We start from the raw sequence: 14,588 nt of genomic DNA on the forward strand, positions 1-14,588 counted from the left end.
TCATATTCATATTGTAGAATGGATACAGAAGCTGAAACTTGCTTTCAATAGCATAAATTACATTCGCTATGTGAACTGTATCGCATTGTGTAGTTTAAGTTAAATCTTGTGGTTCGACATCAATTGACCAACGAATTTTTTTCGCGAGGGGCAATAGTTGTATCGCAGGTTTAGCAATAGTGAGTATTTGCTGCAATTTATTACGATTAGGTATTTGTAATATTAACTGCCATCTAAATCGTCCCGCGCGTCGAGCTAGCGGGGCTGGATTTGGCCCTAATACACAACAATCTTGATCGTAAACTGGGCTCGCTTCAAAAATAGCGCGCACTTGTTGTAAAAATTGGCACACTTGATCACTGTCATTGGCTTCAGCGCGCAATAGCACTAAGTGTGTAAAGGGTGGTAATAGCGCTTGGCGACGTTCAGTTAATGCAGCTTGAGAAAAGACACCATAGCCTTTGTGCAGTAACGATTGCAGCAGTTGATGCTCAGGATGATGGGTTTGTAATAATACTGAACCGGGCTTACTGGCACGGCCTGCACGGCCTGCCACTTGAATAAATAGTTGGGCTAACCGTTCTGAAGCACGAAAATCATTACTAAATAATGCACTATCAACATCAATCAGTGCCACCAAGGTAACATTGGGAAAGTGATGCCCTTTAGCGAGCATCTGAGTACCGATTAAAATCTGATAGTCATTGTTTTTAATCGCTTCTAAATAGTTTTCAAGCGATCCTTTACGACGGGTGCTATCACGATCAATACGTACTGTTTTAAATTCAGGGAACAGTTCTGCTAGTTGTGCTTCAAGTTGTTCAGTACCGACACCGACAGGCAGTAGTTGGGTTGAACCACATTGTTGGCATTGATGCATTATCGGCCGCTGCGTTGCACAATGATGACAACGTAATTCACCTGATTGCTGGTGCAGGGTGTAATAGGCGTCACAACGAGTACATTCTGCGATCCAACCACATTCGTGACACATCATTGCTGGTGAAAAACCGCGGCGATTAAGAAACAGCATCACTTGGTTACCCGCATTTAAGTGTTTTCGCATTTCCGCAATGAGTGGAGCAGATAAGCCCGCATTTAAATATAAGCCTTTGACATCAATCACTCCATGGCGGGCAGCACTTGCATTACCAGCACGCTTTGAAAGGGTTAGGTAATGGTATTTACCTGTTTGCGCGTTATGTAAGGTCTCAAGTGCGGGGGTGGCAGAGCCTAAAACAATCGGAATATTTTCTTTATTTGCGCGCATTACCGCCAGATCACGAGCATGGTAACGCAAGCTGTCTTGTTGTTTATAAGACGCATCATGTTCTTCATCAACAATAATAATGCCGAGATCAGCAAATGGCGTAAACAATGCAGAGCGGGTACCGATAATGATCCCGGCTTGATTATCTCGTCCTGCAAGCCACGCCGCCATACGCTCGCTATCGTTGAGGCCTGAGTGAACGGTTTCTAACGGCACATTAAAACGGCGCTTAAAGCGGTTAATTGTCTGCGGGGTTAAGCCAATTTCAGGTACTAAAATCAACGCTTGTTTACCTGCCGCTAAAACGGGTTCTAGCAGGTTGAGGTAAACTTCAGTTTTACCCGAACCGGTAACACCATCTAATAGGTAACAGCCAAATTCTGGATTACTGTTAACCGTTGCAATCGCTAATGCTTGTTCTTCATTTAAGCGTGGCTTTTGCTCGGTAATAGCAAACTGTGGCTGCCACTGTAGTTGTTTAGGTTGTTGTTGCTGTTCAACTATCCAACCTTTTTGCATCACCGTTTTTAGGGTAGCACTGCTAACATCATCGGCAAGTAAAGCGTCATGACTCAAAGGCCCATGACGTAATAGATTGAGAATTTGAGCTTGTTTAGGCGCACGCTTTAAACCATTAAGCGGTTGTTCTCGTCCAGTATCGGTTAACTGCCAATATTTTAATGTTGCTGTTGATGCGGCGCGACCTTTACGCAATAACGCTGGCATGGCATTGGCTAATGCATCACCTAATGGGTATTGATAATAATTACTGGCCCATTTTAGTAACCCAAATAATGGTGGTTGCCACAGAGGTTGGTTATCTAATACTTGCTGAATCGGTTTTAATTGTTGGATTGGAAAATCTGAATCATTACCGATAGCCACTACGATCCCTACCAATCGCTGCCGACCAAAAGGCACCAGTACTCGTCCGCCAATAACGGGTGTCATGTCAGGTTTGATTAAGTAATCAAAATTTTTGTCGAGTGGGACGGGTAAAGCAACGCGTGCTATTGGGTGGGTCATATTTTATCGCTTTAATTGAGCTTATACTAAATAGTAACAGATCGCGTGATAGGGAATCAGTACTGCAATGTGAGTACTATTATTGACTGTTTTAGTGATGAATAAAATAGAGTGATAAAAAACAGTGCTCGAGTTGATCTCTGGGGAATGATTGATTACTATACGCCGCCTGATTTGTCGTAAATCTACGACAGACTATTTTATTAACCACGTGTGGTGCCCGGCTTTGGATCGGGAGAGCGACACGGCCTTAACTTGAGGTTTCCCCATGAAACAAGGTATCCACCCAGAATACAAAGCAGTAAACGCACGTTGTTCTTGCGGCAACACTTTCGTATTTAACTCTACTATGAGCAAAGACGTTAACCTTGACGTATGCGATAAGTGTCACCCATTCTACACTGGTAAGCAACGTCAAGTTAGCTCTGGTGGTCGTGTTGACAAATTCAACAAGCGTTTCGGTGCACTTGGTAGCAAGTAATTACTTGCCGACCGAATGTAAAGAAGAGGGATGCCTAGGCATCCCTTTTTTTATCGCTTCAATATGTAATACATAAAAAAACCAGCATAAAAGCTGGTTTTCTGCTATCTGATATACGTATTATTCATTAATGTCTTCGTAACTGATGCCCATCGCTTCCATTAAGGCTTTTGCTTCTGCTGGCAGATCATCGGGATGATCTTTACGAATGTCGTCATCAGTAGGTAACGGCTGACCAGTATAAGCATGCAAAAAAGCTTCACATAATAGTTCACTGTTGGTGGCGTGGCGCAGGTTATTGACCTGACGACGAGTACGTTCATCAGTAAGAATTTTGAGAACCTTTAATGGAATAGACACTGTAATTTTTTTTACTTGTTCATTTTTCTTACCGTGTTCTGCATAAGGGCTAATATATTCGCCATTCCACTTTGCCATGTTTTACCTTCTCAGCGATGTTTAATTAATAATGATAACAATGTCGCGATGACGGTTGTTAGTGCATAGTCATGATAGGCGGCGATATTACGTGAACATCGTTAGTTTGTCCTCTACCGTGGTATACAACTGTTGCTAGATCACGACTATTTTTTTCAATAATTGAATTTTAGCGGGATTTACCGCTATAAGCAAAGACATATAGACGTCCAGAAGTGTTGACGTCTTGTTTTGATGTGGTTAAGGTTGTGTAGCCACCACAATTTATTTTCAGGGATCACCCCTTTATAACAAGGAACGTTATTATGAGTGACAAGCAGCTTGCAACAATTGCAGTCCGTACCGGTATTGATGTTGACTCACAATATAATGCCGTCGTGCCCCCGATCTATTTAACCTCGACTTACAGTTTTCCAGCTTTAGGTGAGTTACCGCAATACGATTACTCTCGTTCAGGCAATCCTACTCGCAATACATTAGCGGATGCATTAAGCGACATGGAAGGGGGAGCGGGCGCTGTGGTCACCAGTTGTGGCACCTCGGCAATGAATTTATTAGTGTCAGCATTGTTAGGGCCTGATGATTTGCTTGTTGCTCCACATGATTGTTATGGCGGCAGCTATCGATTATTTAATACTCGTGCTCAAAAGGGTGACTTTAAAGTATTGTTTATTGATCAAGCTGATCCTGATGCGCTAGCTGCAGCGTTAGCACAAAAACCGACTTTGTTATGGCTTGAAACTCCGTCGAACCCTTTGGTAAGAGTGATTGATATTGAAGTTATTAGTCAGCAAGCACAGGCAGTCGATTGCCAAGTTGCGGTTGATAACACCTTTCTGTCACCGTTATTGCAGCAGCCGTTATCGCTAGGGGCTGATTTTGTGGTGCATTCAACCACTAAATATATTAATGGCCATTCTGATGTTGTTGGTGGTGTATTAATTGCGAAACAGCAATCAGCGGCTGAAAATTTAACTTGGTGGGCGAATTGTATTGGTGCCACAGGCGCACCTTTTGATGCTTATCTAACATTGCGCGGTTTGCGTACTTTAGCGCCTCGAATGAGAATGCATGAAGAAAATGGTGCGGCGGTATTAGCCTATTTACAACAACAACCCTTGGTTGGCACCATTTACCACCCGAGTTTACCTACTCATCCTGGGCATGAGATAGCTAAACGTCAGCAGCGTGGATTTGGGTCAATGATGAGTTTTGAATTTGCAGGAACTGATCAGCAACTGCAACGATTTGTAAAAACATTACAATTATTTTCATTAGCAGAGTCGTTAGGAGGAACGGAGAGTCTTATTGCTCATCCGGCTTCAATGACTCACCGCGCTATGACCGATGAAGCTCAACGGGCAGCTGGTATTTCAACATCTTTATTACGGCTATCGGTAGGCTTAGAAGATCCACGCGACTTAATTGCCGATCTTAGCCACGCCTTTACTGTCGCGCAGGGGGAGTGCTAATGATAAAAGATCTGCGTCAGTTGCATAAATTTGGTGGTAGTAGCCTTGCCGATGCGCAGTGTTATCGGCGCGTGGCTGAGATTTTAGAATCTTACTCTGTGGTGAATGATATTGTGGTCGTCTCTGCTGCAGGAAAAACCACTAATCAACTGTTATTGTGGCTAGAACAATTGGTTACTGATGGCCGCTTAGCTCATGCAACGCTATTATCCATTCGTAGTTTTCAACAGCAATTAATCACTGAGTTGTTGACGCCAGATCACGCGCAACCACTGCTGCAACAGCTATATGCTGAGTTAGCCCTGATCGCTAAGTGGGGCGAAGCACCATTGACGACAGAGCTAAAAAATACCGTTTTAGGCCATGGTGAATTATGGTCAGCACGGTTATTAGCTGCGTTACTTAATCAGCACCAATTGGCAGCAGTAGCGATTGATTCACGGCTGTTTTTACGCGCTGATCATGCTGTTCAACCTGCAGTAGATAAAGCGTTATCACAACCATTATTGCAACAGTTATTGGTTCAATATCCTCAACAACGATTAGTGATCACCGGTTTCATGGCCGCAAATCAGCATCAGCACACAGTATTATTAGGCCGTAATGGATCTGATTATTCAGCCACTATGATTGGTGCTTTAGCTGGCGTTGAACGGGTGACCATTTGGAGTGATGTTGCTGGTGTTTATAGTGCCGATCCACGTAAAGTGACTAATGCTTGCTTACTGCCATTATTACGCTTAGATGAAGCTAATGAACTTGCTCGTCTTGCTGCACCAGTATTGCATAGCCGTACTTTACAGCCGGTGGCGCAAAGTGCGATTGATTTAACTTTACGTTGTAGCCATCAACCGGAATCAGGATCAACACGGGTAGAGCGAGTATTAGCCTCGGGTCGCGGTGCTAAAATTATTTCGTCGTTAAATGATGTGTGCTTGATTGAGCTTGGTGTGCCGCAAGGTATGGTGTTGGCATCGGTACAACATGATGTGCAGCAGTTGCTTGATAAATCGCAATTACAACCATTGGCTCAAACCGTTGATCAAGGTAAGCGACGGATTATTTTGGCTTACACTCAAGAAGTGGTAAATAGCGTTCTTAGCTTGCTACAAGACAGTGGTGTTGCTGCCGAATTACGGCTACGTGAAGGTTTTTCAATGGTGGCGGCTGTTGGGGCTGGTGTATTAAATAACCCTAATCATTGCCATGGATTCTATCAGCAATTAAAGGGATTGCCGGTTGAATTTATGACAGAAACAGAGTCAGGGCTAAGTTTAGTGGCAGTGCTGCGTGATATTGACACTGATGCGTTAGTTAACGCTATTCACCAAGCGCTATTTCAAGCTCAAAAAAGCGTCGCAATTGTATTGTGTGGCAAAGGCAATATTGGCAGTCACTGGTTGAGTTTATTTAGCCGCGAAAAGGCAGCACTGGAACAGCGTCATGGTATGCAATTTAGTCTAATTGGTATTGTTGGTCAGCAACAATGCTGGTTAGACTGCCAGGGAATCGATCCTCAGACGGCCTTAGAACAGTTTCTATTACATGCGGTAGATTATCAATTACCGCAGCTATTATCTCAGTTAGCTGCGGTTGAATATGATGATGTAGTCGTGGTTGATGTGACCGCAAGTCATCAGCTGGCAGCACTATATCCACACATTGCTGCAACGGGGTTACACCTGATTTCAGCCAATAAAATTGCCGGCTCTGCCACAACGTCTGAGTATCAAGCTGTCATCGATGCGTTTGCTAAAAGTAGTCGTCATTGGCTATCCAATGCAACTGTTGGTGCTGGGTTGCCGATAAACCATACTGTGCGTGATTTACGTGAAAGTGGCGATAGTATTTTAGCGATATCAGGCGTGTTTTCTGGCACTTTATCGTGGTTATTTCAACAATTTGACGGCAGCCTGCCATTTTCAGCGTTATTGGAACAAGCATGGCAGCAAGGGTTAACCGAGCCTGATCCTCGTCACGATCTCGATGGCAGTGATGTGATGCGTAAGCTGGTTATTTTGGCACGAGAATCTGGGTTTGAGATTGAGCCTCAGCAAGTATATGTTGAGTCATTAGTCCCTTTGAGTTTACAAACTTTAAGCGTTGATGATTTTTTTGAACAAATGGCTGAGCTGGATCTGTTATTAGCTGAAAAATTAGTTCGTGCGGTTAAGGAAGATAAAGTATTACGCTATGTCGCTCGACTTAATCGTCATGGAAAAGCCTATGTTGGTTTAGAAGCGTTGCCTAGTGAACACGCATTAGCGAACTTATTACCTTGCGATAATATTTTTGCGATTGAAAGTCAGTGGTATCGAGAGAATCCGTTAGTGATTCGGGGCCCTGGAGCGGGAAGGGATGTGACTGCTGGCGCATTAATCTCGGATATTAATCGGTTAGCAACGATGTTGTAGTATGTGATAGAGAGCCCAATAAAAAGCCGCAGTTTCTAAACTGCGGCTTTTCTATTTGATAATGGTTTAGTTGATAGCAACTGCGCTATTTTCACCGTCCATATCTTTTAGTTCAGCTAATACTTCTTCTGCCCATAATATCCAAGCTTGGCGATTATGTAGACCACGACGCAAAGTTAAGCGGTCTAGGCGTTGTTGGCGATCCATGTTCTTATAATCGCCAAAGTGAATTTGCTCTAGCTCTTGATAATGACCAATCAAAATATGTGATTCATCAATTAAAGCTTCAAGTTGTTGCTGCATAGGTAATGAATTGTGAACACCACAAATCAGTAGCTTGGCAGAAAACTCATCGCGAGTAGTGGGATTACGAGCCGGTTCTTGGAACCACTCAAATAATGCCTGTCGGCCAAGATCCGTAATCGCATATACTTTACGATCAGGCTTACCATCTTGAGGTTCAAGACGACAGGTTACTTGGTCGTTGGTTGCCATTTTATTAAGTTCACGGTACACCTGCTGGTGGCTCGCTTTCCAAAAATAACCAATACTGTGTGAGAATTCTTTGGTTATATCATAACCCGTTGCTTCGCGAGTGCTTAGCACTGTTAAAATTACATGTGGTAGTGACATCTCTTCTATCCGTTAAATATATAAAATAAAAACACAATAGGGCTTGGATTATGTAACGCTTCAAATGACGTTTTTAATTTATAATCGTGCTATTGCACTGCCTAATTGTGGTCGCATAGAATATCATTAATTGACTCAATATCGATACTTCTAGTTGAATTATCTGTTACTGAGGCGTTTCAATTTATTATCTTGTGAGCTTACACGAGGTTAATTTAGCCCTAAAAAATAACAACCTGATTGAAATCTATTCATCTTTTATCATATTGAGCTTTTCTATCTTAGACTGTATAAGCAATATAGTGCTGTATCAAAATTGAGACTTTGCGATCTTTTTTAACAAAATTGTAAATAACCACTCAAAAAAAAAGGCTATCAAAAGATAGCCTTATTTAAGATTTTACGATGATAAGTTGATTAACCGGTATTACGCATACCTGTTGCGATACCTGCAATTGTCACCATCAGTGCTTCTTCAAGCTCTTTTGGTAATTCTTCTTGCTGACGCGTACGGTAAAGTAACTCGGCCTGCAACATATTAAGTGGCTCAACATAAATATTACGTAAGCGAATAGATTCAGCACCCCATGGGTCTTGCTGCATCAAGTGGTCATTATTTTCCACCGTCAGTACTGCTTTAATATCTTGCAGTAATTGCGAGCGTAACTGTTTACCTAATGGCCATAATGCTTCGTTTGTTAAGCGTTGGTCATAATATTCAGCAATACCAAGGTTAGTTTTGCTGTATACCATTTCTAACATACCCAAGCGGGTTGAGAAAAATGGCCATTCACGGCACATATCTTCTAATAATGCTGCGTGACCATTATCGATTGAATATTGAATCGCTTCACCAGCACCTAGCCATGCCGGTAGTAACAGACGGTTTTGACTCCATGCAAAAATCCATGGAATAGCACGCAGACTTTCAACGCCACCATTAGGGTTACGTTTTGCAGGACGCGAACCGAGTGGTAGTTTTCCTAGCTCTAATTCCGGTGTTGCAGCACGGAAATAAGGCACAAATTCAGGGTTATTACGCACAACGTTACGGTATGATTCACACGATACGCTCGATAGTTCATCCATCACATGACGCCATTCTTGTTTCGGTGCTGGTGGTGGTAATAAGTTTGCTTCTAGGGTTGCACTGGCATAAAGGCTGAGGCTGTTAATTGCAACTTCAGGTAAACCTAATTTGAAGCGAATCATTTCACCTTGCTCGGTAACTCGTAAGCCACCTTTTAGGCTGCGTGGCGGTTGCGACAATAATGCTGCGTGTGCAGGTGCACCACCACGGCCAATACTACCACCACGACCATGGAATAAGGTGATTTCAACATCCGCTTGCTCACATACTGTAACCAGTTTTTCCATCGCGCTGTATTGCGCCCAACCCGCTGACATTACACCCGCATCTTTGGCAGAGTCAGAATAGCCGATCATTACCATTTGGTGGTTTTGAATAAAGCCACGGTACCAATCAATATTAAGCAATTGCTCAATAACATCAGCACCATTGTTTAAGTCGTCTAATGTTTCAAATAATGGACATACATCCATACGGAATGGGCAACCTGCTTCTTGCAGTAATAGGTGAACAGCTAAAACATCAGAAGCAGTACGTGCCATTGAAATTACATAAGCACCTAATGCTTCACGTGGTTGTTCTGCAATTGCTTTACAGGTTTCAATAACTTCTTTTACTTCTGCCGACGGCTCCCAATTACGTGGTAGTAATGGACGTTTAGACGAGAGTTCACGGACTAAGAAAGCAATTTTATCTTGTTCACACCATTGACTGTAATCGCCTAAACCAAGGTGGCGAGTGAGCTCTGAAATAACATTCTCGTGACGGGTACTTTCCTGACGAATATCAAGTCGTACTAAGTGAACGCCGAAGCATTTTACGCGACGTAGCGTATCAAGTAATAAGCCATCGGCAATGATAGCCATGCCACATTGGTGCAATGATTGGTAACACGCAAATAGCGGATCCCATAGCTCAGCAACATCATTAATAATATTATTAGAAAGAGGCGCTTGACCGTTAATCTGTGCTTCTAAACTGTCGCGGGTAGTAATGAGCTTAGCACGCAGTTGCTTTAAAATTGCACGGTAAGGTTCATGTTCTTCGCCAGCCAGTTCTCGCACCTGATCATTACATTGAATCATTGATAATTCATTGATCAGCTCTTGTACGTCACCGAGGTAAAGCTCTGCCGCTTTCCAGCGAGAAAGGCGTAATACTTCACGAGTAATATTTGAGGTGACAAATGGGTTACCGTCGCGGTCACCACCCATCCATGATGAGAAGGTAACAGGGGTTGCATCAAGCGGAAGTTTTTGACCTAAATGTTGTTGCAGTTTTTCATCAAATAAACGTACGAATTCAGGCACCGCTTGCCACAGTGAATTTTCAACGACAGCGTAACCCCACTTAGCTTCATCAAGCGGAGTTGGTCGTTGTTGGCGAATAACATCTGAGTGCCATGCTTGCGCAATCAGTTGTTCTAGTCGTTGTTCAACCCGATCACGTTCTGCGGTTGATAACTCACTTAACTCTAATTGTGATAAACACTTATTAATCTGTACCAATTTATGGATCATGGTACGACGGGCGATTTCAGTTGGGTGAGCAGTTAACACCAAATCAATATTTAATTCATTGACGACAGCTAAAGAGTCGGCTGGATTAACGTCATTTTCTACTAATTTAGTGAATAACTCATCAAGCGCACCTGGACTACATAAGGTGGTTTCGCATTGGCGTGAAATAGTATGATATTGCTCTGCAATATTGGTGAGATTAAGGAATTGACTAAATGCGCGAGCCACAGGAAGTAATTGATCATCGGGAAGTGTTTGTAATTCATCAATCAGTTTTTCACGATCGTCTTGATTGCCGGTGCCCGCTGATTTAGAAAGTTTACGAATAGTTTCAACTTTTTCAAATAGCTCATCACCGCAGGCTGTTTTAATTGTATTGCCTAGCAAATGACCAAGCATACTGACATTACTCGTTAGTGCGCTGTATTTCTCGTTCATATCGTATCCATTCCGTAATTTTGTTACATCCAATTTAACCTTTACCCCACAATCTAGCCGCGAATCTAGTAACAGGTCAACAGAGATTACATTTATCGCCAATAAAAACTGTCGATATTGATTCTGGTCATACAATTGATTGTATTTTGTAATTTTGTTTCATTATTGCCATTGTTAGTGCACATTTTTGTTTGTTATTAATTGGATAGAGCAAAAAAACGCACTCAAAGTGTTTATTTATGTTATGGTTAAATGTCGTAAAGGTTAATAAAAAGATAATAAAATATATTTTTTTATCGTTATGCTATTGACAGTGCGTAAATTAACCAGTAAACATATTAATTCAAATTAATGAATAAGCAACACGGTTGTTTATTGTCTCTCTGAGCAAGGATCGCTTAGGGGAAATAGTTAAATGCAGGAAGTTATTATCATGAATTACATATCAACATCTCTCATTATCTCCCTTCGACGACGCTAATCTTTTGCCTGCGGTGCTTTGACGCGCCTGTTCTTCGCTGGTGACAGCACTCCTTCATTTGCCGTTATGATTGCAATTTTTTTAGAGCATAGTCTCAATTTTTTAATGACGGTTTATAGACAATTACTACAGATGGAATTAGCAATGTTAAACACTGTCATTATTGGCGCCAGTGGTTACACCGGTGCAGAATTAGCAAAAATGGTGAGTCGCCATCCACAGTTAACACTTGCAGGTTTGTATGTATCAGCAACCAGTCTTGATGCAAATAAACCATTAAGTGAACTTCATGGACAGCTAAAAGGAATAGTTGATTTACCGTTACAACCCTTAATCGATTTTAAAACTACTGCTGCAACTGCAGATATTGTGTTGTTAGCCACCGCCCATGAGGTGAGCCATGATATTGCTGCTGAGTTTCTTGATGCTGGTTGTCAGGTGTTTGATCTATCGGGTGCGTTTAGAGTTAAAGCTGATGGGTTTTATCAGCAATATTATGGTTTTGAGCATCAATATGGTCAGTGGCTAGATAATGCAGTTTATGGTTTAGCAGAATGGAACCAAACTGATATTGCTCAGGCACAATTAATTGCGGTTCCCGGATGTTATCCAACTGCATCGCAACTAGCATTAAAACCATTAGTGATTGCAGGGTTACTTGATTGTCAGCAATGGCCGGTGATTAATGCAGTAAGTGGCGTTTCTGGTGCTGGTCGTAAAGCATCTATGACCAATAGTTTTTGTGAAGTCAGTTTACAAGCCTATGGGTTGTTTACTCATCGTCATCAGCCTGAAATCTCCCATCATTTAAATTGTGATGTCATTTTTACACCTCATCTTGGTAATTTTAAGCGCGGAATTTTAGCGACTATTACCGCTAAATTAGCCTCAGGAGTGACGGCGAATGACGTTACTGCTGCAATGGAAGCAGCATATTCAAATGCTACTGATCAACATGCGGTGCGGTTACTTAACAATAACACGGCTCAACTTGATAATGTGGTTGGTAGTTGCTTCTGTGATATTGGCTGGCAGGTACAAGGTGAGCATATTATTTTAACCGCTGCGATTGATAATTTATTAAAAGGTGCTTCCTCCCAAGCAATGCAGTGCATAAATATTCGTAACGGCTTTCCTCAATTAACCGCGTTGGTGTAGGAGTAATACCATGAACCAAGTTCCTTTAGTGATTAAATTAGGTGGTGCTGCATTGGAGTGCAACGTGACCTTGGAGCGGTTGTTTTCCACTATTAATACTTATCAAGCCAGTTGTCAGCGACCCATTTTATTTGTTCACGGTGGTGGCTATTTGGTGGATGAGTTACTGGCAAAGTTGCAATTACCGACCATAAAAAAGCAAGGTTTACGGGTAACGCCAGCTGATCAAATTGGTTTAATCACCGGTGCATTAGCCGGTACGGCCAATAAAATGTTGCAGGGCCAAGCATTAAAAGCGGGTGTGGCAGCTGTTGGGCTCAGTTTAGCTGATGGTGGATTATGCCGTGTTAGCCAATTAGATCCAGAATTAGGGGCAGTTGGTCATGCTGAGCCTAATAGCGGCACTTTAGTCACTCAAATGATGCAACTTGGTTTTGTGCCGATCATCAGTTCAATCGGGCTTGATGATAATGGCAACATGATGAATGTAAATGCAGACCAAGCCGCAGTGGCAGTCGCAGCCGCCGTTGATGGTGAGTTAGTGCTGTTATCGGATGTGAGTGGTGTGCTTGATGGTAAAGGTAATTTAATTCACCAACTGACAGAGACAGAAGCAGAAGCGTTAATTACTCAAGCGGTGATCACCGATGGCATGATCGTTAAAGTGCGCGCCGCATTTGCAGCAGCTAAGGCACTAGGACGCGCGATTGAAGTTGCAAGTTGGCGTTACCCTGAAAAACTCAATGCGTTATTAGCGGGCAGCAGTATTGGTACTAAATTTACCCCCTAATACGCTATCAATAAAGACTGATTTTTATTTTTGGAAATGTGCCTCAACGGGATGACCGCGACAAGGCTGAAAGGAGTGCAGCAGATGAGTAAGATTAATAAAGTGGTATTAGCCTATTCAGGTGGTTTAGATACCTCAGCCATTATTCCGTGGCTGAAAGAAAATTATGACTGTGAAGTGGTCGCCTTTGTGGCTGATGTCGGTCAAGGTGAAGAAGAGCTGATTGGCATTGAAGAAAAAGCTATCGCATCAGGCGCATCGTCATGTTACATCGCCGATCTAAAAGAAGAGATGGTTAAAGATTATATTTATCCATCTTTGAAAACGGGCGCTATTTACGAAGGTAAATACTTGCTAGGTACTTCAATGGCCCGCCCGATTATCGCTAAGGCACAGGTTGAATGTGCATTGGAAGTAGGGGCCGATGCTCTATGCCACGGTTGTACTGGTAAGGGGAATGATCAGGTACGTTTTGAAGGTGCCTTTGCTGCTCTAGCACCACAACTTACCGTGATTGCACCGTGGCGTGAGTGGGATTTACGTAGTCGTGAGGCGCTACTTGATTACTTGGCTGAGCGTAATATTCCTTGTACCGCATCATTGGAAAAAATTTACTCACGTGATGCTAACGCATGGCATGTATCAACCGAAGGCGGCGTGTTAGAAGATACGTGGAATGCTCCTAACGATTTATGTTGGGTATGGACCAAAGATCCACAACAAGCACCTGATACCGCGGAAACAGTGTCTATTTTAGTTGAAAAAGGCGAAGTGGTTGCGGTTGATGGTGAGCCAATGACACCGTATAACGCGCTTAATTACCTCAATGAAAAAGGGGCAGAGCACGGTGTTGGCCGGATTGATATTGTTGAAAACCGGTTAGTCGGTATGAAATCTCGTGGCTGTTATGAAACTCCCGGTGGCACCATTATGATGGAAGCCCTGCGTGCAGTTGAGCAATTAGTGCTCGATAAAGAATCGTTTGAGTTCCGTCAAACCCTTGGTCTTAAAGCTTCACACCTTATTTATGATGGCCGCTGGTTTACGCCATTGTGCCAGTCGTTACTCGCGGCTGCTGACACGCTAGCCCAAGATGTGACTGGTGAAGTGGTGATCCAACTTTATAAAGGTCAAGCAACCGTGACTCAGAAGCGTTCACTTAATAGTTTGTATTCAGAAGAATTTGCCACTTTTGGTGAAGATGATGTTTATGATCACAGTCATGCGGGTGGCTTTATCCGTTTGTACTCTCTGGCGAGTCGAATTCGTGCGCTGAACAATCAAAAATAAGTCATTTAAGATAATTTCTGTATCGCAGCGAGTGCCACTCTCGCTGCCATGTTACGCGTATTTATATTATTAGAGTTAGGCAGTAAA

At 42.7% G+C, this 14,588-nt stretch carries 10 protein-coding genes; 6 read left to right on the plus strand and 4 right to left on the minus strand.

The window, feature by feature from the left end; genetic code table 11:
- Positions 1 to 94: 94 nt before the first annotated feature.
- Positions 95 to 2,296, minus strand: coding sequence for a primosomal protein N' (priA, locus tag G6R09_RS14225; RefSeq protein ID WP_065169307.1), 2,202 nt, complete (start codon positions 2,294 to 2,296; stop codon positions 95 to 97).
- 268 nt (positions 2,297 to 2,564) lie between these two features.
- Here priA and rpmE point away from each other — a divergent pair, with 268 nt between their 5' ends.
- On the plus strand, positions 2,565 to 2,777 hold the full coding sequence (rpmE, locus tag G6R09_RS14230; RefSeq protein WP_036789455.1) for a 50S ribosomal protein L31: 213 nt from the start codon (positions 2,565 to 2,567) through the stop codon (positions 2,775 to 2,777).
- A gap of 120 nt (positions 2,778 to 2,897) precedes the next feature.
- Here rpmE and metJ read toward each other — a convergent pair whose 3' ends face one another.
- Positions 2,898 to 3,215: a met regulon transcriptional regulator MetJ gene (gene metJ, locus G6R09_RS14235; RefSeq protein ID WP_036789456.1), complete on the minus strand. Its 318-nt coding sequence runs from the start codon at positions 3,213 to 3,215 to the stop codon at positions 2,898 to 2,900.
- A gap of 305 nt (positions 3,216 to 3,520) precedes the next feature.
- On the opposite strand from metJ, the gene G6R09_RS14240 reads away from it, so the two are divergent.
- Both G6R09_RS14240 and G6R09_RS14245 read left to right on the plus strand, forming a co-directional pair.
- Complete coding sequence (locus G6R09_RS14240) at positions 3,521 to 4,687, plus strand: O-succinylhomoserine (thiol)-lyase (RefSeq protein WP_163923168.1); 1,167 nt, start codon at positions 3,521 to 3,523, stop codon at positions 4,685 to 4,687.
- Positions 4,687 to 7,101 carry a bifunctional aspartate kinase/homoserine dehydrogenase II gene (locus G6R09_RS14245; protein WP_163923172.1) on the plus strand — a complete coding sequence of 805 codons (2,415 nt, stop codon included), beginning with the start codon at positions 4,687 to 4,689 and terminating at the stop codon, positions 7,099 to 7,101. Before G6R09_RS14240 ends, G6R09_RS14245 begins: the two co-directional genes overlap by 1 nt.
- A gap of 66 nt (positions 7,102 to 7,167) precedes the next feature.
- Here the strand turns inward: G6R09_RS14245 and G6R09_RS14250 are convergent, their stop codons facing one another.
- The gene (locus G6R09_RS14250; protein WP_065169309.1) at positions 7,168 to 7,734 is read right to left on the minus strand and encodes a PadR family transcriptional regulator; all 567 of its coding nucleotides are present in this window, start codon (positions 7,732 to 7,734) and stop codon (positions 7,168 to 7,170) included.
- Between the two features lie 417 nt (positions 7,735 to 8,151).
- Positions 8,152 to 10,782 carry a phosphoenolpyruvate carboxylase gene (ppc, locus tag G6R09_RS14255; RefSeq protein WP_163923175.1) on the minus strand — a complete coding sequence of 877 codons (2,631 nt, stop codon included), beginning with the start codon at positions 10,780 to 10,782 and terminating at the stop codon, positions 8,152 to 8,154.
- 625 nt (positions 10,783 to 11,407) lie between these two features.
- On the opposite strand from ppc, the gene argC reads away from it, so the two are divergent.
- The 3 genes from argC to G6R09_RS14270 all read left to right on the plus strand — a co-directional run bounded on the left by argC (position 11,408) and on the right by G6R09_RS14270 (position 14,501).
- The gene (argC, locus tag G6R09_RS14260) at positions 11,408 to 12,421 is read left to right on the plus strand and encodes an N-acetyl-gamma-glutamyl-phosphate reductase (protein ID WP_065169311.1); all 1,014 of its coding nucleotides are present in this window, start codon (positions 11,408 to 11,410) and stop codon (positions 12,419 to 12,421) included.
- A gap of 10 nt (positions 12,422 to 12,431) precedes the next feature.
- Entirely contained in the window at positions 12,432 to 13,211 is a 780-nt protein-coding gene (gene argB / locus G6R09_RS14265; RefSeq protein WP_065169312.1) for an acetylglutamate kinase, read from the plus strand.
- Positions 13,212 to 13,295: 84 nt separating this feature from the next.
- Positions 13,296 to 14,501: an argininosuccinate synthase gene (locus G6R09_RS14270; RefSeq protein ID WP_065169313.1), complete on the plus strand. Its 1,206-nt coding sequence runs from the start codon at positions 13,296 to 13,298 to the stop codon at positions 14,499 to 14,501.
- Positions 14,502 to 14,588 lie beyond the last annotated feature (87 nt).

The sequence above is a fragment of the Photobacterium sp. Alg240-V54 genome, assembly GCF_900537155.1.
Lineage (GTDB): Bacteria > Pseudomonadota > Gammaproteobacteria > Enterobacterales > Vibrionaceae > Photobacterium.

Coding starts and splice junctions, on each gene's coding strand:
- ppc (WP_163923175.1), bottom strand. CDS start 10,782: ATGAACGAGAAATACAGCGCACTAACGAGTAATGTCAGTATGCTTGGT.
- G6R09_RS14245 (WP_163923172.1), top strand. CDS start 4,687: ATGATAAAAGATCTGCGTCAGTTGCATAAATTTGGTGGTAGTAGCCTT.
- rpmE (WP_036789455.1), top strand. CDS start 2,565: ATGAAACAAGGTATCCACCCAGAATACAAAGCAGTAAACGCACGTTGT.
- G6R09_RS14270 (WP_065169313.1), top strand. CDS start 13,296: ATGAGTAAGATTAATAAAGTGGTATTAGCCTATTCAGGTGGTTTAGAT.
- argB (WP_065169312.1), top strand. CDS start 12,432: ATGAACCAAGTTCCTTTAGTGATTAAATTAGGTGGTGCTGCATTGGAG.
- priA (WP_065169307.1), bottom strand. CDS start 2,296: ATGACCCACCCAATAGCACGCGTTGCTTTACCCGTCCCACTCGACAAA.
- metJ (WP_036789456.1), bottom strand. CDS start 3,215: ATGGCAAAGTGGAATGGCGAATATATTAGCCCTTATGCAGAACACGGT.
- G6R09_RS14250 (WP_065169309.1), bottom strand. CDS start 7,734: ATGTCACTACCACATGTAATTTTAACAGTGCTAAGCACTCGCGAAGCA.
- G6R09_RS14240 (WP_163923168.1), top strand. CDS start 3,521: ATGAGTGACAAGCAGCTTGCAACAATTGCAGTCCGTACCGGTATTGAT.
- argC (WP_065169311.1), top strand. CDS start 11,408: ATGTTAAACACTGTCATTATTGGCGCCAGTGGTTACACCGGTGCAGAA.